This is a genomic window from Streptomyces sp. NPDC053542, assembly GCF_044544685.1.
Lineage (GTDB): Bacteria > Actinomycetota > Actinomycetes > Streptomycetales > Streptomycetaceae > Streptomyces.
This window is the reverse complement of record NZ_JBITXL010000012.1, coordinates 262,514-283,299: the sequence shown is the minus strand read 5'-3', so window position 1 is coordinate 283,299 and position 20,786 is coordinate 262,514. Positions and strand designations below refer to the sequence as shown.

The following is a 20,786-nucleotide window of genomic DNA, read 5'->3' as shown; positions in this document are numbered from 1 at the left end:
TCCCGCCCCCACCGGGCAGTCGTGACAGCGTGCACCCACCTATCGAGGACTACGCGCTCATCGGGGACCTGCAGACCGCCGGGCTCGTCGGCCGCGACGGCTCCATCGACTGGCTGTGCCTGCCCCGCTTCGACTCCGCCGCCTGCTTCGCCGCCCTGCTGGGCAACCGCGACAACGGTCACTGGCGGCTCGCGCCCGCCGACCACCGCGCCCGCAGCGAGCGGTCCTACCGGGGCGACTCGCTCGTCCTGGACACCGTCTGGACGACCGACACCGGCCGCGTCCGCGTCACGGACTTCATGCCGCAGCGCGACCGCGCCCCCGACGTCGTCCGCCTCGTCGAGGGCCTGGAGGGCAGCGTCGAGATGCGCGGCGTCCTGCGGCTGCGCTTCGACTACGGACGCGTCGTGCCCTGGGTACGGCACGTCGGGGACTGCCGGGTCGCCGTCGCCGGGCCCGACTCGGTCTGGCTGCACTCCACGCCCGAGGTGACGACGTACGGCCAGGGCTTCAGCACCCGCTCCGACTTCACCGTCGAGGCCGGCGAGCAGGTCGCGTTCGTCCTCACCTGGCACCCCTCCCACGAGCCGCGCCCCGCCCGCATCGACCCGTACGAGGCGCTGCAGTGCACGCTGGAGGACTGGGAGGAGTGGGCCGCACGCTGTACGTACGAGGGTCCGCACCGCGACGCCGTCGTGCGCTCCCTGATCACGCTGAAGGCGCTGACGTACGCGCCCACCGGCGGCATCGTCGCGGCCCCCACCACCTCGCTGCCCGAGGAGATCGGCGGCGTACGCAACTGGGACTACCGCTACTGCTGGCTGCGCGACGCCACCCTCACCCTGAACGCGCTGCTCTCCGCCGGGTACACCGAGGAGGCCGTGGCCTGGCGCGACTGGCTGCTGCGCGCGGTGGCCGGCTCCCCCGCCGACCTGCAGATCATGTACGGGCTGTCGGGCGAGCGGCGGCTCCCCGAGGCCGAGCTGCCCTGGCTGGAGGGATACTCCGGCTCCCTGCCCGTCCGGATCGGCAACGCCGCCGTCGAACAGCTCCAGCTCGACGTCTACGGCGAGGTCCTGGACTCCCTGCACCTCGCCAGGGCCGCCGGCATGCCGAACAAGCCGCACGCCTGGAACATCCAGCGCGCGCTGCTCGCCTTCCTCCGGAAGAACTGGCAGGAGCCGGACGAGGGCCTGTGGGAGGTGCGCGGCCCGCGCCGGCACTTCGTGCACTCCAAGGTCATGGCCTGGGTCGCCGCCGACCGCGCCATCCGCACCGCCGAGGCGCACCCGGAACTGAAGGCGGACCTCGACGCCTGGCGGGCGATGCGGGACGAGGTGCACCGCGAGGTGTGCGAGAAGGGGTACGACCCCGAGCGCGGGACCTTCACCCAGTACTACGGCTCGGAGGAGCTGGACGCGGCGACGCTCCTCATCCCGCGCGTCGGCTTCCTGCCGGGCGACGACCCGCGCGTCATCGGCACGGTCGACGCGGTACGCAGGGAACTGACCCACAACGGCCTCGTGCGCCGCTACAGCACGAGCCGGGCCGACGGGGACGAGCACGCGACCGACGGGCTGCCGGGCGAGGAGGGCACCTTCCTGGTGTGCTCCTTCTGGCTCGCCGACGCGCTGCACCTCACCGGACGGCAGAAGGAGGCCCGCGAGCTCTTCGACCGCCTCCTCGAACTCCGCACCGACCTCGGGCTGCTGGCCGAGGAGTACGACCCGGCGACCGGCTGCCAGCTCGGCAACTACCCGCAGGCGTTCAGCCACGTCGGCCTGATCGGCACCGCCTTCACCCTGGCCGGGATGCTCAAGGCAGACTGATCCCATGGACCTTGGACTCACCGACCGGACGTACATCGTCACCGGCGCGACCCGCGGACTGGGCCACGCCACCGCCAGTGCGCTCGTCGCCGACGGCGCGAACGTCGTACTCACCGGGCGTACGCAGGAAGCGGCCGATGACGCCGCGAAGCAGCTCGGCCCGCGCGCCCACGGCGTCGGCGCGGACAACGCCGACCCGGCCGCGGCCCAGCGCCTGGTGGACGCCGCCCGCGACCGCTTCGGCGGCCTGGACGGCATCCTGATCAGCGTCGGCGGCCCGCCCCCGGGCAGCGCGGCCTCCAACACCGACGAGCAGTGGCAGGCCGCGTTCGACTCCGTCTTCCTCGGCGCGGTCCGGCTGGCCCGCACGGCCGCCGAGGCGCTCGGCGAGGGCGGCGTGATCGGCTTCGTCCTCTCCGGCTCCGTCCACGAGCCGATCCCCGGCCTGACCATCTCCAACGGGCTCCGCCCGGGCCTCGCCGGCTTCGCCAAGTCACTCTCCGTCGAGCTGGGCCCGCAGGGCATCCGCGTCCTCGGCCTGCTCCCCGGCCGCATCGCCACCGACCGGATGCGGCAGCTGGACGAGCTGTCGGGCGACGCGGAGGGCTCCCGCGCCCGCAACGCCGCGACGATCCCGCTGCGCCGCTACGGCACCCCGGAGGAGTTCGGCCGCACCGCCGCCTTCCTGCTCTCCCCCGCGGCGTCGTACGTCAACGGCGTCATGCTGCCCGTCGACGGCGGGTCCCGGCACGGCTTCTGAGCGCCGGTACGTGAGCTCCCGCGCGGGCGTCAGGTGACGCGTTCGGCCCGGTGCCGTACGGCCCGCAGCCTGACCTCCGCCGGGAGCTCCGGCAGGCCCGCCGACTCGCGGGCGTGTGCCACCGCCCGCGTGCCGAGGAGATCCACCGCGCCGGCCGGGTCCGCGTGCGGCTCCAGCAGGAGCCGGACCCGTACGCGGGGCTCGCGGCGCCGTCCCGTCAGGTGCGCGACGGCCCTGTGCACCCCGTCCGCACTGGCCGCCTCGGCCGCGAGGACGTCTTCCAGGGCGCGCCCGCGCAGCAGTGCGCCCTCGCCGTCCCCGGTGTCGACCAGGACCTCGCGCAGCCGGCGGCCGCGGAACTGGGTCAGCAGCCACCAGAGGGCGAGCAGCGCCAGTACGGCCAGTACGGCGATCACCACCGGCCACCACCAGCCCGTGCCCGTCCAGCGCGTACGGTCCGCGGCGGGCAGCAGGACGTCACCGGGCGCGTCCCACGGCCACCCGTCCGGCAGCCCGTCGCGCCACGTCTGCGGACCGAGGCCGGCGAACAGCACCAGCCCGCCGGCGCCCAGCAGCACCAGTCCCGTCAGCCCGAGCAGCACACGGTTGACCGCCCGCCGTACCTGACGCATCGGGCCGCTCACCTCTTCCCCGGACGGCGTACGTGGACGGTCAGGGCGAGCGGCCGGACCAGGCCGAGCCGCTCCAGGCCCTCGGCGAGCGCGGCGTCCACGTCGCCGCGCACCTCGTCCAGCTCACGGAAGTGCGCGATCGCGCGCGCCCGCACCCGGCGGCGCGAGACCGTGATCCGTACGGACTGCACGCCCGCCACCTCCATGACACGGTCGCGCAGCACCAGCGCGGCGGCCGGGCGGTCCAGCCCGGCCCGTATCCCGGGCGTCGCGGGCCGCATCGGCAGGATGCCGCGCAGCCCGGGCGTCACCGCGAGCACGATCAGCCAGAGGCCCAGGGCCGCGGCGAGCGCCGCGGCTGCCAACACCCAGGTGTTTTCCAGGGGGCGGGAGGCCAGCTCGTCGGCGAGCGACCGGCGCCAGGCCATGGCCCGCTGCCCGGCCCGCACCGCCGCCACGTCGTACAGGAAGAGCCCGGCCACCGCGAGCAGTACCAGCGCCACCAGCGCGGCCGGCACCCGCCGGGCCGACCAGAAGCGTCCGGCCCGGCCGCCGCCGGTGCCGGAGGTGTACGCGGCGGCGGAGGCGGACTGCTCGGGGCCTTCCGGGCCGCCGGGTCCGCGCGGGGTCTTCTCCAGCGTCGGGAGCCGACGCGTCGTCTCCGGCTCGCTCATGTCCCGCGTCCCGTCGCACAGGTCGCCGTACGCCTCATCGCACTCTCCCCTGCCCGGTCCGCTCGAGCTGCGGCGAGTGCAGGCGCGTGACCCGCACCGCCACTTCGGGCACCGTCATGCCCGCCAACGCCCATACCCGTTCGGTCACCTGCCGACGCACCGCGCCGCACTCCGCGCCGATGTCGCAGGGGTAACCGAGCTCGACGAAGACCTGGACGCGTGCCTCGCCGAGGGTGTCCAGGCTGTTGTGCCGCCGCACGGAGACGGTGGCGCGGGCGTCGTCGGGCCGGACGTCGCGGGGGCGGGCCCCGCTCTGCGGGGCGTCGTTCTGCGGTGTGCCCTGGTCCGGGGCGGCATCACGGGCGGTGTCGTCGGCGTACGGGGTGCCGGCGACGTGCGCGCCGCTGCCGTCCCGCGGCACCGCGTCCGGGCCGCGCCGCAGCGCCTCCCGTGCCGCCTGGGCCGCGATCTTCGCGACCACCCGGTCGGCGACCCGTGTCGCGCCGCGCTGTCCCGGCGGGACGGCGGGCTCCGGGGGGACGGGCTGCGGGGTCTGTCCGGCCACGCCTCACCGCCGCCGGGCGTCGCGTTCGCGGCCGCCCGCGCGGCGGAAGAAGTCGCCGGGCTCCAGGTCTCCGTCCAGGAACCGCCCGGCCACGAAGCCGACCGCGCCCAGCGCCGCCACCAGCAAGAAGGCACCGAATCCGCCGAAGTACCCGGCGAAGCCCAGCGCCATGCCGGCCAACAGACCGGCCACGGCCATGCTCATCGTGCACTCCCTCGCTGCCACCCCGCCGGGATGGCGGTCGGACCGGACCTACTGGAGCCGGGGCTCCTCTTCTTCCTCGTCCACTTCGTCCGGCAGCTTGACGTCGCTGACCGCGATGTTGACCTCGACGACCTCCAGGCCCGCCATCCGCTCGACCGCCGCGATGACGTTCTCCCGTACCGCCCTGGCCACTTCGGCGATCGCCACGCCGTACTCGACGACGATCTCCAGGTCCAGCGCCGTCTGCACCTCGCCGACCTCGGCCTTCACGCCACGCGTGACGGACCGGCCGCCGGGCACCCGGTCCCGTACCGCGCCGAAGGTGCGGGCGAAGCCGCTGCCCATCGCGTGGACGCCCATGACGTCGCGGGCGGCCATGCCCGCGATCTTCTCGACCACGCCGTCCGCGATGGTCGTGCGGCCCCGGGTCGCCGGATCGCCGCCGCCGCGCTTGGTGCCGAGGGTCTTCCGGGCGGCGCCCTCGCCGTGCGGCTGGCCGCCCTGTGCGGTGTCGCTCATCGCTTCGTCCCTTTCCGCGGAAGGAGCGGACGGAGCGGCAGAGTCGATGCCCGCTCCGTGGCCCACATTAGGCGGGACCGGGCCACCGCGCTGCTGGGATGCGCCGAGTGGGCGAGGAACGACGCGGACTCGCCCCTCGTACGCCCCGGCATACGGCGGCAGGGCTGCTCCCCTGTCACGCGCCCCGGCGCGCGGCGCAGGCGTTACTGGCCCGGCGCACCACGGCAGGCGTTACTCGCCCGCGCCCGCGAGGTCGCGGAGCCGGCGGCCCTGCGCCGCCCGTTCCGCCGCGCGCTGCTCGTCGAGCGAGCGCGTCGCGGCGCCGGCCAGCAGGGCCTTGGTCTCGATGACGGCGTCCCTGGGCGCGGCGAGCAGCGCCGCCGCGAGGTCCGTGACGGCGCCGTCGAGCTGGTCAGCGGGCACCACGAGATTGGCGAGGCCCGTGCGCTCGGCCTCCTCCGCGTGGACGTACCGCCCGGTGGCGCAGATCTCCAGCGCCCGGGCGTAGCCCACGAGATGGACGAGCGGCTTGGTGCCGGTGAGGTCCGGCACCAGGCCAAGGCTCGTCTCACGCATGGCGAACTGCACGTCCTCCGCGCACACCCGCAGGTCGCAGGCGAGCGCGAGCTGGAACCCGGCGCCGATGGCGTGCCCCTGGACGGCGGCGACCGACACGATGTCGTTCCGCCGCCACCACGTGAACGCCTCCTGGTACTCGGCGATCAGCGCGTCCATCTCGTGCTCCGGGCCGCGCCCCATCTCCAGGAAGGACGGCTCGCCCGCAAAGCCCTCGGGAGTGAATGCCTGCCGGTCCAGGCCGGCGGAGAAGGACTTGCCCTCGCCGCGCAGCACCACGACCCGCACGCTCCCGGGCAGCTGCTGTCCCGCCTCGACCAGGGCCCGCCACAGGGCGGGCGACTGTGCGTTGCGCTTCGCGGGGTTGGTGAGGGTCACCGTGGCGACGGCGTCGTCAACGGTGAGCCGGACACCGTCCTTGTCGAGCAGGGTCAGGGAACTCATCGCGCGCCTCCGAGTCGGCCGTCGGCCACTGGACAGTAACCAGTGAGTCTACTGAACAGTAACCACCCGGTCGATCACTTCTTCGACCGGGTGGCACCGTCGGCTCTTCGGAGTCGCGGGCCGCCTCTCAAGTCACGCCGAGGCGGCCTTCTTGCCCCTCGTGGCCCCACCGCGACCGCGCAGGACCACACCGGATTCGCTGAGCATCCGGTGCACGAATCCGTAGGAGCGGCCGGTTTCCTCGGCCAGCGCCCGGATGCTCGCTCCGGAGTCGTACTTCTTCTTCAGGTCTGCCGCGAGCTTCTCGCGCGCGGCGCCGGTCACCCGGCTGCCCTTCTTCAGAGTCTCGGCCACCCGTGCCTCCTCATGGGAAGTGCGCTCTGGACTCTCATGATCACCCCTCCCGCCCGTCCTGGCCACCCATTCGGCAAGGTCCGTAGGACATCGTTTGGCGCGCGCGGCGGCGCGCGGCCGCTCGGAATCAAGGATTCCAAGGGGCTTACGTGGCCGCCTGCGCCGAGGCACGCGAAGAAGGGCCAGGTCAGGGCGTACGGGGCGAAGCGCCGCGGAATCCGTAGCCGTCCGGCCCGGCCCGTGAAGCACGGCGCGCCGGGTACGAGCCGTTCTCACTCAGATGATGGATCACCCGTCGGCCGAATGATCCATACCGCGTTGATCAAGATGCCCTACGGCCCGTGCCGCGCGGTGCCGGGCGCCGCGAGCGGCCGGGCGAGCGCGGCGCCGGGCGGTATGGCGGGCGGTCAGGCGAGCGCCACCAGATCCGCGTAATCCGGGCCCCAGAGGTCCTCCACGCCGTCCGGCAGCATGATGATCCGCTCCGGCTCCAGGGCGTCCACGGCGCCCTCGTCGTGGGTCACCAGGACCACCGCGCCCTCGTACGTGCGCAGCGCCCCGAGGATCTCCTCGCGGCTGGCCGGGTCGAGGTTGTTGGTGGGCTCGTCCAGAAGGAGGACGTTGGCGGAGGAGACGACCAGGGTGGCGAGCGCCAGCCGGGTCTTCTCGCCGCCGGAGAGCACGCCGGCGGGCTTGTCCACGTCGTCGCCGGAGAACAGGAAGGAGCCGAGGGTCTTGCGGACCTCCACGAGGTCCAGGTCCGGCGCCGCCGAGCGCATGTTCTCCAGGACCGTGCGGTCCGGGTCGAGCGTCTCGTGCTCCTGCGCGTAATAGCCGAGCTTGAGGCCGTGACCGGGGGTGACCTGGCCGGTGTCGGGCTTCTCGGCCCCGGCGAGCAGCCGCAGCAGGGTCGTCTTGCCGGCGCCGTTCAGGCCGAGGATGACCACCCGGGAGCCCTTGTCGATGGCCAGGTCGACGTCGGTGAAGATCTCCAGCGAGCCGTACGACTTGGACAGGCCCTCCGCGGTGAGCGGGGTCTTGCCGCACGGGGCGGGCTTCGGGAAGCGCAGCTTGGCGACCTTGTCGGACTGCCGCACCTCCTCCAGGCCGGAGAGCAGCTTCTCGGCGCGGCGGGCCATGTTCTGCGCGGCGACGGTCTTCGTCGCCTTCGCGCGCATCTTGTCCGCCTGGGAGTTCAGCGCGGCGGCCTTCTTCTCGGCGTTGGCGCGCTCGCGCTTGCGGCGCTTCTCGTCGGCCTCGCGCTGCTGCTGGTACAGCTTCCAGCCCATGTTGTAGACGTCGATCTGGGACCGGTTGGCGTCCAGGTAGAACACCTTGTTGACGACGGTCTCGACGAGGTCCACGTCGTGGGAGATGACGATGAAGCCGCCGCGGTAGGTCTTGAGGTAGTCCCGCAGCCAGACGATCGAGTCGGCGTCGAGGTGGTTGGTCGGCTCGTCCAGGAGGAGCGTGTCGGAGTCCGAGAAGAGGATCCGGGCCAGCTCGACGCGGCGGCGCTGACCACCGGAGAGGGTGTGCAGCGGCTGGGCGAGGACGCGGTCGGGCAGGCCGAGGCTGGCGCAGATGGTCGCGGCCTCCGCCTCGGCGGCGTACCCGCCCTTGGTGAGGAACTCCGTCTCCAGGCGCTCGTACTTCTTCATCGCGCGCTCACGGGTGGCGCCCTTGCCGCCCGCCATCCGGTCCTCGTTCTCGCGCATCTTGCGCAGGACCTCGTCCAGGCCGCGCGCGGAGAGCACGCGGTCGCGGGCCAGTACGTCCAGGTCGCCGGTGCGCGGGTCCTGCGGGAGGTAGCCGACCTCGCCGGAGCGGGTGACCGTGCCGGCGGCGGGGATGCCCTCGCCCGCCAGGACCTTGGTCAGGGTGGTCTTGCCCGCGCCGTTGCGGCCGACCAGGCCGATGCGGTCGCCCTTGGCGACACGGAAAGAGGCGGACTCGATGAGGACTCGGGCGCCGGCGCGCAGCTCGAGACCGGAGGCGGTGATCACGGGAAAGACTCCAGGGCAGGGTGGACGGCGGGACGGACGGGCGCGGAGAAGCCGCAACGCGGCGCGCTCGAAGAGGAGCGCGGACGGGCCGGCGCCGTCTAATGCACAAGGAGAATTGCCATAGGGCCAGTCTAACGGTGGTGTGCAAGCAGATTTCCCGGCCACCGCCGCCCCGCGCGATCCCCGCGACGAGACCCGCCGGAAGGGCCGAACTCCCAGGTCACATGGCGTTGTCAGACCCCACTGGCAGACTTGTGTGAGTCAGGCCACACCGGCTCGCGAAGGGACCGAGACCATGCCCGCCACCCCGCCTCCCTCCATCTGCCCGACCCTGCTCTACGGCGACCCCAAGGCCGCGATCGAGCTCCTGACGACCGCCTTCGGCTTCACCAGGGGCGCGCTGTACGAGGACGAGTCCGGCACCGTGCTGCACGCCGAGCTGTCGTACGGCAACGGCACGGTCATGATCGGCGCGAAGGGCCGCGGCGGCGTCTTCGCCGAGGCGATGGCCGACGCCGGGCCGACCGGCGTCTATGTCGCCGTCGCCGATGTCGACGCGCATCACGAGCAGGCCGCGGCGGCCGGCGCGGAGATCCTCATGCCGCCCACCGACCAGGACTACGGCTCCCGTGACTACATGGCCCGCGACAAGGAGGGAAACGTCTGGAGCTTCGGCACGTACGCCCCGTCGACCAAGGACGCGGACGCCTGAGCCGCGCCCCCGGCCGGGCGGCCGCGCCCTGACCGACCACCGGGCCCGGGGCCGGGCGCGGGGCCGGGGCCGGGTGCGTCAGGCGCCGCCCGTGTGGACCTGGAAGGCCGCGCGGCGGACGGCCTTGGCGAGCGCGGGGTCGGGGTGCGCGGCGGCCAGCGCCACGAGGACCTGGACGGTGCGCGGGTGCCCGACGGCGCGTACTTCCTCCAGCAGGCGCGGCACGGAGCCCTGCACGGCGGAGTCCAGGTGCCGTACGAGCAGCCGGCTCTCGCCGTGGTCGGCGACGGCCGCCGCGGTGTCCACCCAGAGCCAGGTGGACTCCTCGCGGGTGAGCACGTCCGGCGCGGTCTCGGGGTCGCCGCCCTCGTGCTCGACCAGCCACAACAGGGCGTAGGGCCGCAGGGCCGGCTCGTCGGCCGCGGCGCGGACGGCGGGTTCGGCCGGTGCGCCGACCGCGCGCAGCGCCTCGAAGGCGAGGCCGCGCAGCAACGCGTCGTCGCCGCGGGCGACCGCCAGCAGCTCCTCGACCGCGCTGCCGGCCGAGCGCGCGGCCAGCCACGCCCGGTACTCGGCGCGGGCGGGTCCCGGGGTGAGCCGCGCGCAGCCGCGCAGCATCGCCTCGGCGGACTGCTCGATGTTGCCGGCGGGGCTCTGCGCGGCCACGCAGATCTGCTCCAGCTTGACCCACACGGCCCAGCTGCCGAGCGGGGTGAGCCGGGCCTGCCGCTCGCCGGACGGTTCGCCGCCCCGCAGCAGGGTGGCGGCGTCGCCGGTCCCGCGCGCCCGGGAAGCGCCGTTCCCGCCGCGTACGACGAGCGCGCCGACCGCGGCGAGCGCGTCCAGCGCCCAGTCCAGCAGCTCGGCGGACGACACCTCGGTTTCGGCGTCACCGGCGGCCGGGTCCGCGTCCGCGTCCGCCGGACCGGGCGCGTCCGCCGAGGCGGCGGGCTGCCCGTCGGGGGCGTGTTCAGTGGCCTGGCCATTGGGATCCGGGACGGTGCCGGTGGCTTCCCTTCCGCCGGGCTCCGCATCCGGTTCGCCGGGTCCCGCGTCCGGTTCGCCGGGTCCCGCGTCCGGTTCGCCGGGTCCCGCGTCCGGTTCGCCGGGCTCCGTGTCCCGGGCGGGGGTGTCCGGCGCCGGGCCCTCGTACGGCACCTCGCAGCGTTCCGTGCGGAGTTCGGCGATGCGCTGGTCGAGGAGCTCCAGGAGGTCGGCCACCTGGACCGGGCCCGAGGAGAGGTACAGCAGCGACAGCACCTGCGGCAGCGCCTCGATCACCTCGGCGACCGCTCCGGGGCGCGCGGCCTTCGGGGCGGGGCGCGCCAGTGACCAGGCGTCGAAGAGCGCCACCCAGCCGCGCAGCGCCGCCGAGTCGTCGCGGTCCCAGGCGCGCAGCCGCCAGCCCGGCCGGGCCTCCCCGCCGTGCAGCTCGATGAGTCCGGCCAGCCGGGCGCGGTCCCAGTCGGCCCGCACCTGCTGCGGCGTCAGGTCCAGTACGGCGGCGGCCTCCTCGGCCGCGGCGTCCGGGAGCGAGCCGTCGGGGCCCGCGCACGCGCCCACGCCCTCGCCCCGCGCGCGGTCGGCCCAGCGGGCCACGCGGACGGCGCCCGCCAGTCCATTGCGCGCCATCCGGGCCAGCTCGGCGGGCGGCGGAGTGCCCTCGGGCGGCCGCGTCGCGGGCCTGGCGGTCCGGGTGGTCACCGCGCGGCGGGCGGCGGCGATCGGTTGTCTGGGGACGAGGCGGAGCCGGGAGTCGCGCGGAGTACGGGACGTCACAGGAGCAGTCTTGCTCTTGTGGGCCCGAAAACCCAATCGGAATGCGGATTGCGTTCTTCGGAAGGTCCGCTCGTGCCCGTTCCGCCCATGATCGCCCCCCTCACCGCGGCACCCCGTGCCAGGCCCGCGGCCCCTCCGTGCCAGGTCGGCGCACCGGCGCGGCCCGCCTCGTCAGCGATCACCTCAGCGACCGCCCCAGCGACTGCGGCAGCGGTTACATCAACGGCGTCAGGAACCGCCGCAGCGACTCCTCGTACGCGTCCGGCTCGGCGTTCCACATGGCGCCGTGCGGGGCGTCGCTGACGGTGTGCAGGCTGACCAGGTCGGGCCGGGCCGACTTCAGGCGGCGGGAGGCCGTCCAGGGGGCGATGGTGTCGCCGGGGCCGTGGAAGATCAGCGTCGGTACGGAGAGCAGCGCCGGGTCGCGCGCCTCGGCCAGCCGGTCGGAGTGCAGGCCGGTGCTTCCCTCGGCGGCCCGCACGGCCAGCGGCAGTACGGGGCGCGGCACCCGGTGCGCCGCCGCCAGCGCCCGTACCGTCGCGCGCCAGTCCAGTACCGGCGAGTCCAGCACCAGCCCGGCGATCCGGTCGCGCAGCGCGGAGTGCGCCGCGGCGTGCAGCGCCATCGTCGCGCCCGTGGACCAGCCGTGCAGCACGACCCGCTGCGCGCCGTACCGCAGCGCGTACCGGATCACCGCGTCCACGTCGCGCCACTCGGTGTCCCCGAGGTGCCCGATGCCGTCCACGGTGCGCGGCGCGCCGAGGTCGTTGCGGTACGCCGGGGCCAGCACCGGGAAGTGATGGCGTCGCAGGAACGGCATCACGACCATCGGGTGCTCCCGCGTCGTGCCGAGGCCGTGCACGGCGATGACCCAGGTGTCCCGCTCGCCCGGCACGAACCACGTGGGCAGCGCGCCCAGTTCGCCGGGCACGTCCACGTCCGCGCACTCCATGCCGAGCGCGTCGGCGGGGCTGCCGAGGTACACCTGCGGGGTCAGCCGCAGGCGCGTGCCGCGTGCGAGGGTCCCGTGGGTGATCCGCTCCAGGCGCCGGACGACGGTGTCGGCCGCGTGCGGCTCGCCGTCGCACACCGGGCCGATGACCGCGTGGCAGCCGCGGCCCGTCAGGCCGTACCGGCCGGGCCGCAGCGCGGACAGGCTGCGGGTGAGCGTGACGCGGTCCGCTGTAGTGGCGTGCACCGTCAGCCGCCCGTCGCCGGGAAACGGCCGGTCGGGCGCGGGTTTCAGCGCGACGTCGCTGGCATACCGGCCGGCCGCCAACGCGGCCGCTCCGGTACCGATCACGGTGGTGGCGGCCACGGCCGCCGCGGTACCCAGGCGCACCCTCCCCAGTCTGGGGAGCCGGGCGGCGCCTGGCCAGTGGGCCGCTCCGGCCGGGTGACGGACCCGGCCACCCGCGGCCCGCCCCACTGCCCGTATCACCGCGGCCCGCATCACGCCGCCCGCGTCACCGCCGTCCGCGTCACCGCTGCCCGTACCCCCGCAGCCGCTCGCTCACCTCGGCGAGCTGGTCCTCGGAGAGCAGCGACGGGGTGTGGCCGGGGACGGACGCGGCGGTCAGCCACAGCCGGCACATCCACTCCAGCTGCGCCGTGCGGTCGTACGCCTGGTCGAGGGTGTCGCCGTAGGTGAGGGTGCCGTGGTTCTGCAGCAGCACGCCCGTGCGGCCGCGCAGCGCGTGCAGCATGTTGTCGGCCAACTCCTGGCTGCCGTACGTCGCATATGAGGCAACCTGGACGGTACCTCCGAGGGCCGCGGTCATGTAGTGCACCGGCGGGAGTTCGGGGACCAGTGTGGAGACTGCGGTGGCGTGCACCGCGTGGGTGTGGACGATGGCGGCGGCACTGGTGTGGCGGTACACCGCGAGGTGCATCGGCAGCTCGCTCGTCGGCTTCAGCTCACCGGCCACCTGCCGCCCGTCCGCCGGGTCCACCGCCACCAGGTCGCCGGGGCCGAGCCGGTCGTAGGGGACGCCGCTGGGCGTGACGAGCACCAGCCCGCCGGCGCGCACCGAGACGTTCCCCGACGTGCCGACCACCAGCCCGTCGGCCACCGTGCGCCGTGCCGCGGCCACCAGCGCGTCCCACGCCTCCGCCACCTCTCGTACCGGTCCGGACTCCCGCTCCGTCATCCCGCCCCACTCCCTCCTGACGCACCTGGGCTCCGCACCGTACCGGCCGTCCCCCGCGCAGCCGCGGCACTGTAAGGCGGACCATTCCCCTCCGGTATCCCACAAACCGGTACATCTCAGTGATTACCGGTGATTGGCCGGAGGTCGCCGTCATCTCGGGATCATCCAATAACCTCTGGGTGATTTGTCATGCACGTCGCCATCCGGGGGGAACCATGGCTCGTGACCATAAAGGTGACCACTTACCGGCCTTACTGCCCCGCCTGACCTCCGCCGCCACCGGAGCCGCCCTGGCCCTGGCCGTACTGGCCGGCGCCGCGCTCACCGATCTCGCCGCCGCGAGCCCCTCGGCGGCGGCCGGTGCGCCGCACGGCCACGACGTCTCCTCGCACCAGAAGAACGTCGACTGGCCCGAAGCACGGGCGAACGGCGCGCGGTTCGTCTACGTCAAGGCCACCGAATCGACCTCCTACACCAACCCCTACTTCGGCCGGCAGTTCCGCGGCGCCCGCCAGGCCGGCCTGCTCCACGGCACGTACCACTTCGCGGTGCCGAACGAGTCCTCCGGCGCCGCGCAGGCCCGGTACTTCCTCCGCCACGGCGGCCAGTGGAAGGCGGACGGCTGGACGCTGCCGCCGGCCCTGGACATCGAGCACAACCCGTACAGCAAGAAGCACAAGTGCTACGGCGTGAGCAAGAAGAAGATGGTCTCCTGGATCTGGTCCTTCAGCGACGAGATCAAACGGCAGACCGGCCGCCGGCCGGTCATCTACACGACCACCCGCTGGTGGAACACCTGCACCGGCGGCAGCGGCGCCTTCGCGCAGAGCCACCCGCTGTGGCTGGCATCGTGGCACGGGAAGCCCGGCAAGCTGCCGAAGGGCTGGGATTTCCTCAGCATCTGGCAGTACGCCAACAAGGGCAGGTTCCCGGGCGACCAGAACGCCTGGAACGGTTCGTTCGGCCAGCTCCGCAGGTTCGCGGCGGGCTAGCCGGAAGCACGTCCGGGACACCTCCGGGTGAACCTCAAGTGACCGGTGAGGCGCCTCCGCACGAAATCGGCGGGGGCGTCACCACCAGGCCCGTTGTCGTTCATCTTCCGTTCACCCATCCTCCCTACGGTCGTTCGCGTCACTGACCATCGAACTGATTGCCTGGGTGAATGGAACACATCACGCTTCTCATCGGGATCGTGATCGTCACGGCCTTGGTGTTCGACTTCACGAACGGCTTCCACGACACGGCCAACGCCATGGCCACCACCATTTCCACGGGGGCACTCAAGCCCAAGACCGCGGTGGCGATGTCGGCGGCGCTGAACCTCGTCGGCGCCTTCCTCTCCGTCGAGGTGGCCAAGACCATCTCCGGGGGCATCATCGACGAAGGCGCCGGTATCCGACCTGAAGTGATCTTCGCCGGTCTGGTCGGCGCGATCGTCTGGAACCTGCTGACCTGGCTCGCCGGCCTCCCCTCCAGCTCCTCCCACGCCCTCTTCGGCGGCCTGATCGGCGCGACCCTGGTGTCCGTCGGCGTCGGCGGCGTCAACGCCGACGCGGTCGTCATGAAGGTCCTCATCCCGGCCGTGGCCGCGCCGATCGTCGCGGGCCTCGCCGCGACGGCCGCCACCCGGCTCACGTACCGGCTGGCCCGCGACCGCGCCGACGAGGACACCGCCAAGGGCTACCGCGCCGGGCAGATCGCCTCGGCAGCGCTGGTCTCCCTCGCGCACGGCACCAACGACGCGCAGAAGACGATGGGCGTCATCACCCTCGCGCTGATCACCGGCGGCGTGCTCGCGCCGCAGGCCGACCCGCCCCTGTGGGTCATCGCCTCGGCCGGCATCGCCATCGCCCTCGGCACGTACCTGGGCGGCTGGCGGATCATCCGCACGATGGGCAAGGGCATCACCGACATCCAGCCGCCGCAGGGCTTCGCCGCCCAGACCGGCGCCGCGGTGACCATCCTCGCCTCCTCGCACCTCGGCTTCGCGCTCTCCACCACCCAGGTCTGCTCCGGCGCGGTCATGGGCTCCGGCCTCGGCCGCAAGGGCGGCGTGGTCCGCTGGTCCACGGCGGGCCGGATGGTCATCGCCTGGGGCCTGACGCTGCCGGCCGCCGCGCTGGTGGCCGCCGGTGCGGCCTTCCTGGCCGGCCAGGGCACCTGGGGCGTCACGGCCGTCGCCGTGCTCGGTGTCGGGGTCTGCGGCGCCATCTGGGCCGCTTCCCGCCGCAAGCCGGTGGACCACAGCAACGTCAACGACGTCGAGCCCGTCGAGCCTGCCGGTGTCGTCACCGCCGCGCTGCAGACCGTCGCCCCGCCGCCCGCGGGTTCGACCACGGCCGGTGCCGGGACCATAGAGGGCATCCCGGCGCAGTCCACCACCCGCTCCCCCGCCGCCACGTCGGCCGTCCGCTGACGCCGGGCGCTCGCCTTAAGGAACTCACGCCATGAACATCGACTGGGCCGCACTCGGCCAGGTCTTCGGCACCACCCTCGTGGTGACCGTCGCGATGGTGGGCCTGTTCACCCTGGGCATCGTGGGCACGTCCCGCAAGCCCCGCCAGGAGGGCGAGGCGGGCGCCGCGGCGGCCGCCGGCGGCGGCACCTCCGCCGTGGCCCGCACCGGCGGCTACGCCTGCTTCGCGCTCTGCCTCGCGGCCGTCGGCTACGGCATCTTCCTGATCGTCGCCGGCTGACCCGCTCCGCACCGCACTGAAGGCGCTCAGCGTCCGCGTTCCCCGCGGCCGCTGAGCGCCTTCGTCGCTTCCTCGGCGAGCTCGTCGGCGATGGACGCGTCGTCCTTGCCGGTGAGGTAGTCGGAGACGTACAGCTGGACGACCTTGCTGTACGTGGCGTAGTGGGCGCTGCGCGGCCGGGGCGCCGCGTCCTTGAGCGCGCGGTGCAGCAGGTCGGTGTACGGCGGCACCCTGCCCGGCGGCGCGGTGCTGTGCCGGGCGCCGTCGCCCTCCTCCCGCCGGGCGTCGTCGGGCGGCAGGTCGCACGCGGGCGCCGTGCCGTCGTACGCCGAGGCACGGGTGGCCGCGAAGCCGCGCTGCAGCAGGCAGTGCTCGCTGCGCGCCGAGGTGAGGGCGGTGATCAGGGAGCGGGCCTCGTCCGGGTGCGCGGCGTCGGCCGCGATGGCGAGGTTCTGGCCGCCCAGGACCGTACGGTGCCGGCCTTCCGACGAGCCCGCGGGCAGCTGGGCCACGTCGAACTCCCGCCCGGGTTCGAGCTTCTCGGCGACCGAGCCGTACTCCACCGGCCAGTTCCGCATGAACAGCGCCCGCCCCTCGGCGAACCACTGCCGGCTGGCGGTCTCGTCCATCGCCGTCGCTTCCTGCGGCATGATCGTGCGCAGCCGCTCCTTGAGCGCGTACACGCCCTGCTGCAGCGCCCCGGCGAGGTGCGCTGTCCGCTCCGGGTCACCGCCGGACGCCCAGACCGACTCCAGGGTGTTGACCGTGAGGCCCTCGTAGGGCCGCAGCTGGGCGACCATGCCGTAGAGCTTCTCGTCCGCCGGGCGGTGGGCGTTCTCCTTGGCCATGATCTCCTGCGACCAGGTCCGCAGCTGCTCCCAGGTGTCCGGCGGCACGTCGTACCCGTACTTCTTCAGCAGGTCGCTGCGGTAGTACAGGAGCCCGGCGTCCGTGTTGAAGGGGACGGCCCAGACGGTGCCGTCGGAGCCGGTGGTGACCGTCTTCTTGACGCTGGCGAGGAAGTCGCCGCCCAGCTCCCTGCCCCAGGGCCGGATGATGCCGGCCGCGGCGAACTCGGCGGTCCAGGCCACGTCGATGTTGAGCACGTCGTTCCCGCTGTTGCCGGACTGGCCTGCCGCCAGCAGCTGGCTGCGCTGCACGTCGGCGGTGTCCGGCAGCTTGACGATGCGGACCGTCCTGCCGGTCCGCCGCTCCCACTGGCGGATCAGCTCCCGGCGCACCCCGGTGCTGCTGAGGTCGCTGCCGGTGGCCAGGACGATGTCACCGTCGGCGGCGGGCGCGGGGCCCGGGTCCGTACAGCCCGCCGCGAGCAGGCAGAGGACGGCGGCGACCGCCGCGGCCACGCGCTTCACCGGCCCGCCTCCTGTCCGCCCGTGCCGAAGGAGGCCACCAGTCCGGCCAGGGTGTCCGCGGCGCCCGGGCCGCCTGCCACGCAGTTCCCTCCCGAGCCCTCGACGACGTGCCGGACCGGGGCCGCGTCGCAGCCGCCCCTGCCGGTGGCCAGTACCACCACGGGGATCCTGGGACGCGCGGCGAGCGCGTCGGTGAGCGCCTCGCGCGCCGCCGCCGACCGCTTCCCCGCGCCGTCGTCCTCGTCGAGGACGAGCACCACGGCCTTGGTCCGCTCGGCCGGGCTGTCGCGCAGCCGGTCCAGCGCGGCGGTGAGCGCCTCCTGCATCCACGCCCCCTGGTCGACGAGGCCGCCGTCGTCCCGCCGGAGGCGCTCCAGCAGCTTGCGCCCCGCGGCCGGGCCGGCGCTGCCGGCCCTGATGCGCTCGACGGGGCGCCCGCGGTCCCGGGCGGCGGTGCCGGGCCGGGGATACGTCCACAGTCCGTACGTGTCCTTCGGCCCGAGGACCTCCAGGGCGCGGCCGACCGCGTCCGCCGCCTCCGCGATCCGGCCCCCGTCCGCCATGGAGGTGGAGGTGTCGAGGAGGAAGAGGAGCTGCCCGGGGCGGTGCGCCGTGTCGTACGCGGCCAGCACCTGGGCGACCCGCTGCTGCCCCGCGGTGTACTGCTCCACGCCGACGTCCGGCAGGACGCCCGCGCGGCTGTCGCGGAGCGGGGAGCCGGTGGGCGGCGGGGCGGCGCGGCCGTCCGCGTTCACCCCGCGGTACCCGGCCGCCGTGATCACCTTCTGGCCGCCGTCCGGCCGCCGCAGCCAGTCGGCGAACCGCTCCGAGGCGGCCCGCCGGCGGTCGGCGTCGGCGGCCCCCTGCCAGGCCACCCTGATCAGCGGGTGGTCCAGGCCCGGCACGCCGGCCGGGTAGTACGCCTCGTAGCGGTCGTCCTTCTCGGGGACGGTGGCGAGGGCCGGGCAGTTGCCGACCGCGTGGCCGAGGTTGGCGTCGGCGAGGGACTTCTCCGTGACCAGCGGCGCCGCGGTGGCGCGTGCCCCCACGCCGTCCGGCTCCGCACCGGACGACGCCGCGTCGGCCGCCGAAGCGCCCGGCCGCAGCGAGCACAGCAGCTCGGCGCTGCCGGCGTACTGGCTGCCCGGCGCCCGCAGCCGGCTCTCGGCGCGCTCGGCCACCTCCGTCCGGGGCGCGCCGCTGTCCGGGCCGACGGGCGCGCCGTCGTCGGCCAGGTAGAGGCCGATGGTGTGCATCAGGCCGATGCCGGACAGCGCGGGGCTGGGGCGGAGCAGCCGCAGCTTCCGGTCCGCCGCGTCGTCCAGGATCGCGTGCCAGCTGCTGCCGGCCTGCTCCACCTCGGACAGGCCGCGCGCCGCGGGGACGCCCACGACGAGCGGGGTGAAGGCGACCGGGCCGGTGCGGTGCAGGGTGGCGGGCGCGTGCGCGGCCATGCCCTGGCGGACCTGGAGGTAGTCGACGGTCGATTCGGGCACCCACAGGTCGGGCTGGGGGCCCGGCCGGTAGAGCGGCTCGGTGGCCTCGCCGCCGCTGCCTCCGGGCGGGGCCTCGTCGGCGCCCTCGGCCTCGCCCTGCCAGCGGTCCGCCGCGGCGAAGCCCTGCGCGACCTGGTCCTTGGCGGCGGAGTAGACGGTGATCTGGGTGCGCCGGCAGCCGTCGGGGACGTCGTCCTCGCCGGGCACGGGCTCGGTGTTGAGGTCGGACATCTCGTACGCGAGGGCGGCGGCGCGCAGCGTCGGCTCGGTCTCGGGGGCGGTGAGCAGCCGCAGCTCCTGGGCGGGCGGGCAGCTCCCGGGCGGCCGCAGCCGGTCGACGAGGACCAGGGCGGTGGCGCCGAGGGCCAGTGCGACGGCGGCGGCGGTCAGCACGCGTAACCGGCGCCGCGGGCGGGAGCGCCACCAGCGCCGGGCCCGGACGGCGAACGGCGTGGCGGGCCGCAGCTCCCGGGTGGCGAAGGAGACCACCACGTCGTCGACGGTGTTCTGCTTGGAGGCGCGCGGCACCCAGGCGCCTCCCTGCGGGGTGGTGTGCCCGGCGAGCCGCCGGCGCAGCTCACCGGCGAGGTCCTCGAAGGTGACGCACTCCTTGCCCTCGATGCCGTGTTCGAGAATGTCGAGCACGGCGCGGGTGAAGACGGTGCCGCCGCCGGGCTCGGTGCCGCTGAAGATGCGGCGGTTCGGCTGGGCGGCCATCAGCAGCGAGACCGGCTTCTCGTGGGTGCGGAAGCTGTCGTCGGCGTTGCCCGCGAAGCAGCATTCGAGCACGACGACCACGCGGTCGGCCCGGGACCGCTCCAGGCGCGGCAGCACGTCCTTGGCCCACGAGACCGCTTCGTGCGAGGCCACCCGGCGCTCGTCCTGCGCCACCCGCGAGGAGCCGACCAGCAGATGCAGGTCGCTGCCGTCGCGCCGGACCCGGCCGTGCCCGGAGAAGTAGACGAGCAGCAGCCCGCGCGCCTCGTGGGCCGCGGTGCGCAGCGCGGCGGTCAGCTCCTCGGGGGTGTCCGGGCGCAGCGGTGTCACTTCCTGGGGCAGGAAGAGGTCGGTGGCCGGGGCGCACAGCACCCGGCCCAGTTCGTCGGGGTTGGCGAAGACGGCGTCGAGGTCGTGCAGCCGGGGGTCCTGGTACCGGCTGACGCCGATGATCAGCGCGCGGTTCCGCTTGCCCCGCGCGTCGTAGAGAGGCATCGCCGGTTACTCCGTGCCGACGCGGCCGCCCTGGTCGTCGCGTTCGGTGCGCGGATCGGGGTCGTCGAGGCGGCGGTGTCCGGAGGCGTCGGTGATGTCCACTCCCGGGGTCTCGCCCCTGGCGGCGGTCTCCCGGCGGTGGGCGAGCCACTCCCGCAGGGCGATGAGGAGCTGCTCGGTCATCGGCGCCGCGACCGCGCCGATGAGGACCAGGACGAGGTCGTCGACACCGACGGCCATCTCGGGGCCCTGGCCCGCCGCGTCCGCGTCCGTGCGCGGGGCGGTCTCCGCCCCCGGCGCCCGGCGCCAGTCGTGGTTGCCGGGCGTCAGCCAGGACTCTCGCTGGAGCCAGCGCTGGAGGTCCTCCAGATCCTGGCCCCCGTCGTGGGTCCCGGTGACTCTGATGCGTACCTCGTGGTGCTCCCGGCTCTCCGTCATCCCGTCCCCCTCCTGCGGCACCTTTGCCATAGGTGCCCCGATGGTGTCGTGCCGGAGGTACGGCAGGCAACAGGTCGTCAACTGTCGTCCGCGCTGTGTCCTTGGCCACAGGGCCTGCCATACGTCGGCGTCGCAGGTCAAGGGTGAGTTGACGGGCATTCGCGGCACGTGGTGGACTGCCCGGTGCCATTCGGCGACAGATGAGGAAGTCCGGTGAGAATCCGGCGCGGTCCCGCCACTGTCACCGGGGAGCGCTCCTCCAGAAGAGGCCACGGCCCGCCGCAGACACGGGCTGGAAGGCCGGGGACAGCGCCGATCCGGGAGCCAGGAGACTCTCGTCGCCCGTCACGTCGAGCCAGGGCGCGGA

The 20,786-nt window shown here is 74.2% G+C and carries 20 protein-coding genes and 1 riboswitch; of the genes, 6 read left to right on the top strand and 14 right to left on the bottom strand.

Annotated elements, in window-relative coordinates:
• The first annotated feature begins 29 nt into the window (after positions 1–29).
• Positions 30–1,829 (top strand): glycoside hydrolase family 15 protein, encoded by a 1,800-nt coding sequence (locus tag ACIGXO_RS30465; RefSeq protein WP_399793203.1) that lies wholly within the window; start codon positions 30–32, stop codon positions 1,827–1,829.
• A 4-nt stretch (positions 1,830–1,833) separates the two neighbouring features.
• The gene (locus ACIGXO_RS30460; protein ID WP_399793200.1) at positions 1,834–2,589 is read left to right on the top strand and encodes an SDR family oxidoreductase; all 756 of its coding nucleotides are present in this window, start codon (positions 1,834–1,836) and stop codon (positions 2,587–2,589) included.
• 29 nt (positions 2,590–2,618) lie between these two features.
• Here ACIGXO_RS30460 and amaP read toward each other — a convergent pair whose 3' ends face one another.
• The 8 genes from amaP to abc-f all read right to left on the bottom strand — a co-directional run bounded on the left by amaP (position 2,619) and on the right by abc-f (position 8,563).
• Positions 2,619–3,221, bottom strand: coding sequence for an alkaline shock response membrane anchor protein AmaP (gene amaP / locus ACIGXO_RS30455; RefSeq protein ID WP_399793198.1), 603 nt, complete (start codon positions 3,219–3,221; stop codon positions 2,619–2,621).
• 8 nt (positions 3,222–3,229) lie between these two features.
• On the bottom strand, positions 3,230–3,895 hold the full coding sequence (locus tag ACIGXO_RS30450) for a DUF6286 domain-containing protein (protein ID WP_399793195.1): 666 nt from the start codon (positions 3,893–3,895) through the stop codon (positions 3,230–3,232).
• Between the two features lie 34 nt (positions 3,896–3,929).
• On the bottom strand, positions 3,930–4,460 hold the full coding sequence (locus tag ACIGXO_RS30445; RefSeq protein WP_399793192.1) for a hypothetical protein: 531 nt from the start codon (positions 4,458–4,460) through the stop codon (positions 3,930–3,932).
• Positions 4,461–4,463: 3 nt separating this feature from the next.
• Positions 4,464–4,664 (bottom strand): hypothetical protein, encoded by a 201-nt coding sequence (locus ACIGXO_RS30440; RefSeq protein ID WP_363256148.1) that lies wholly within the window; start codon positions 4,662–4,664, stop codon positions 4,464–4,466.
• Between the two features lie 48 nt (positions 4,665–4,712).
• Entirely contained in the window at positions 4,713–5,183 is a 471-nt protein-coding gene (locus ACIGXO_RS30435; RefSeq protein ID WP_399793189.1) for an Asp23/Gls24 family envelope stress response protein, read from the bottom strand.
• 231 nt (positions 5,184–5,414) lie between these two features.
• Complete coding sequence (locus ACIGXO_RS30430; RefSeq protein ID WP_399793187.1) at positions 5,415–6,203, bottom strand: enoyl-CoA hydratase/isomerase family protein; 789 nt, start codon at positions 6,201–6,203, stop codon at positions 5,415–5,417.
• Positions 6,204–6,335: 132 nt separating this feature from the next.
• Positions 6,336–6,557, bottom strand: coding sequence for a helix-turn-helix domain-containing protein (locus tag ACIGXO_RS30425; RefSeq protein WP_006606369.1), 222 nt, complete (start codon positions 6,555–6,557; stop codon positions 6,336–6,338).
• Between the two features lie 407 nt (positions 6,558–6,964).
• On the bottom strand, positions 6,965–8,563 hold the full coding sequence (gene abc-f, locus ACIGXO_RS30420) for a ribosomal protection-like ABC-F family protein (RefSeq protein ID WP_363256151.1): 1,599 nt from the start codon (positions 8,561–8,563) through the stop codon (positions 6,965–6,967).
• A gap of 295 nt (positions 8,564–8,858) precedes the next feature.
• On the opposite strand from abc-f, the gene ACIGXO_RS30415 reads away from it, so the two are divergent.
• Positions 8,859–9,275 carry a VOC family protein gene (locus ACIGXO_RS30415; RefSeq protein WP_399793185.1) on the top strand — a complete coding sequence of 139 codons (417 nt, stop codon included), beginning with the start codon at positions 8,859–8,861 and terminating at the stop codon, positions 9,273–9,275.
• A 78-nt stretch (positions 9,276–9,353) separates the two neighbouring features.
• Here the strand turns inward: ACIGXO_RS30415 and ACIGXO_RS30410 are convergent, their stop codons facing one another.
• The 3 genes from ACIGXO_RS30410 to ACIGXO_RS30400 all read right to left on the bottom strand — a co-directional run bounded on the left by ACIGXO_RS30410 (position 9,354) and on the right by ACIGXO_RS30400 (position 13,204).
• Positions 9,354–11,054: a hypothetical protein gene (locus ACIGXO_RS30410; RefSeq protein WP_399793183.1), complete on the bottom strand. Its 1,701-nt coding sequence runs from the start codon at positions 11,052–11,054 to the stop codon at positions 9,354–9,356.
• A 214-nt stretch (positions 11,055–11,268) separates the two neighbouring features.
• Entirely contained in the window at positions 11,269–12,396 is a 1,128-nt protein-coding gene (locus ACIGXO_RS30405) for an alpha/beta hydrolase (protein ID WP_399793181.1), read from the bottom strand.
• A gap of 139 nt (positions 12,397–12,535) precedes the next feature.
• A complete protein-coding gene (locus tag ACIGXO_RS30400; RefSeq protein WP_399793179.1) occupies positions 12,536–13,204 on the bottom strand; it encodes a class II aldolase/adducin family protein in 669 nt (222 codons plus the stop codon).
• Positions 13,205–13,419: 215 nt separating this feature from the next.
• Between ACIGXO_RS30400 and ACIGXO_RS30395 the strand changes: the two genes are divergently transcribed.
• From ACIGXO_RS30395 to ACIGXO_RS30385, 3 genes are all read left to right on the top strand, one after another.
• The gene (locus tag ACIGXO_RS30395; protein ID WP_399793176.1) at positions 13,420–14,196 is read left to right on the top strand and encodes a lysozyme; all 777 of its coding nucleotides are present in this window, start codon (positions 13,420–13,422) and stop codon (positions 14,194–14,196) included.
• A gap of 170 nt (positions 14,197–14,366) precedes the next feature.
• Positions 14,367–15,620 (top strand): anion permease, encoded by a 1,254-nt coding sequence (locus tag ACIGXO_RS30390; RefSeq protein WP_399793174.1) that lies wholly within the window; start codon positions 14,367–14,369, stop codon positions 15,618–15,620.
• Between the two features lie 31 nt (positions 15,621–15,651).
• Positions 15,652–15,900 (top strand): hypothetical protein, encoded by a 249-nt coding sequence (locus ACIGXO_RS30385; RefSeq protein ID WP_399793171.1) that lies wholly within the window; start codon positions 15,652–15,654, stop codon positions 15,898–15,900.
• 26 nt (positions 15,901–15,926) lie between these two features.
• Here the strand turns inward: ACIGXO_RS30385 and ACIGXO_RS30380 are convergent, their stop codons facing one another.
• The 3 genes from ACIGXO_RS30380 to ACIGXO_RS30370 are packed head-to-tail and all read right to left on the bottom strand — an operon-like array spanning position 15,927 to position 20,419.
• A complete protein-coding gene (locus ACIGXO_RS30380) occupies positions 15,927–17,273 on the bottom strand; it encodes an extracellular solute-binding protein (RefSeq protein WP_399793169.1) in 1,347 nt (448 codons plus the stop codon).
• A complete protein-coding gene (locus ACIGXO_RS30375) occupies positions 17,270–19,981 on the bottom strand; it encodes a caspase family protein (protein ID WP_399793167.1) in 2,712 nt (903 codons plus the stop codon). The genes ACIGXO_RS30380 and ACIGXO_RS30375 overlap by 4 nt, the downstream gene beginning before the upstream one ends.
• A 6-nt stretch (positions 19,982–19,987) precedes the next feature.
• Positions 19,988–20,419 carry a hypothetical protein gene (locus ACIGXO_RS30370; RefSeq protein WP_399793164.1) on the bottom strand — a complete coding sequence of 144 codons (432 nt, stop codon included), beginning with the start codon at positions 20,417–20,419 and terminating at the stop codon, positions 19,988–19,990.
• Positions 20,420–20,619: 200 nt separating this feature from the next.
• A riboswitch (cobalamin riboswitch) is annotated at positions 20,620–20,754 on the top strand.
• Positions 20,755–20,786: the final 32 nt, after the last annotated feature.

Coding starts and splice junctions, on each gene's coding strand:
- ACIGXO_RS30440 (WP_363256148.1), bottom strand. CDS start 4,664: ATGAGCATGGCCGTGGCCGGTCTGTTGGCCGGCATGGCGCTGGGCTTC.
- ACIGXO_RS30450 (WP_399793195.1), bottom strand. CDS start 3,895: ATGAGCGAGCCGGAGACGACGCGTCGGCTCCCGACGCTGGAGAAGACC.
- ACIGXO_RS30385 (WP_399793171.1), top strand. CDS start 15,652: ATGAACATCGACTGGGCCGCACTCGGCCAGGTCTTCGGCACCACCCTC.
- ACIGXO_RS30375 (WP_399793167.1), bottom strand. CDS start 19,981: ATGCCTCTCTACGACGCGCGGGGCAAGCGGAACCGCGCGCTGATCATC.
- ACIGXO_RS30415 (WP_399793185.1), top strand. CDS start 8,859: ATGCCCGCCACCCCGCCTCCCTCCATCTGCCCGACCCTGCTCTACGGC.
- ACIGXO_RS30430 (WP_399793187.1), bottom strand. CDS start 6,203: ATGAGTTCCCTGACCCTGCTCGACAAGGACGGTGTCCGGCTCACCGTT.
- ACIGXO_RS30390 (WP_399793174.1), top strand. CDS start 14,367: ATGGAACACATCACGCTTCTCATCGGGATCGTGATCGTCACGGCCTTG.
- ACIGXO_RS30370 (WP_399793164.1), bottom strand. CDS start 20,419: ATGACGGAGAGCCGGGAGCACCACGAGGTACGCATCAGAGTCACCGGG.
- ACIGXO_RS30400 (WP_399793179.1), bottom strand. CDS start 13,204: ATGACGGAGCGGGAGTCCGGACCGGTACGAGAGGTGGCGGAGGCGTGG.
- ACIGXO_RS30435 (WP_399793189.1), bottom strand. CDS start 5,183: ATGAGCGACACCGCACAGGGCGGCCAGCCGCACGGCGAGGGCGCCGCC.
- amaP (WP_399793198.1), bottom strand. CDS start 3,221: ATGCGTCAGGTACGGCGGGCGGTCAACCGTGTGCTGCTCGGGCTGACG.
- ACIGXO_RS30395 (WP_399793176.1), top strand. CDS start 13,420: ATGGCTCGTGACCATAAAGGTGACCACTTACCGGCCTTACTGCCCCGC.
- ACIGXO_RS30460 (WP_399793200.1), top strand. CDS start 1,834: ATGGACCTTGGACTCACCGACCGGACGTACATCGTCACCGGCGCGACC.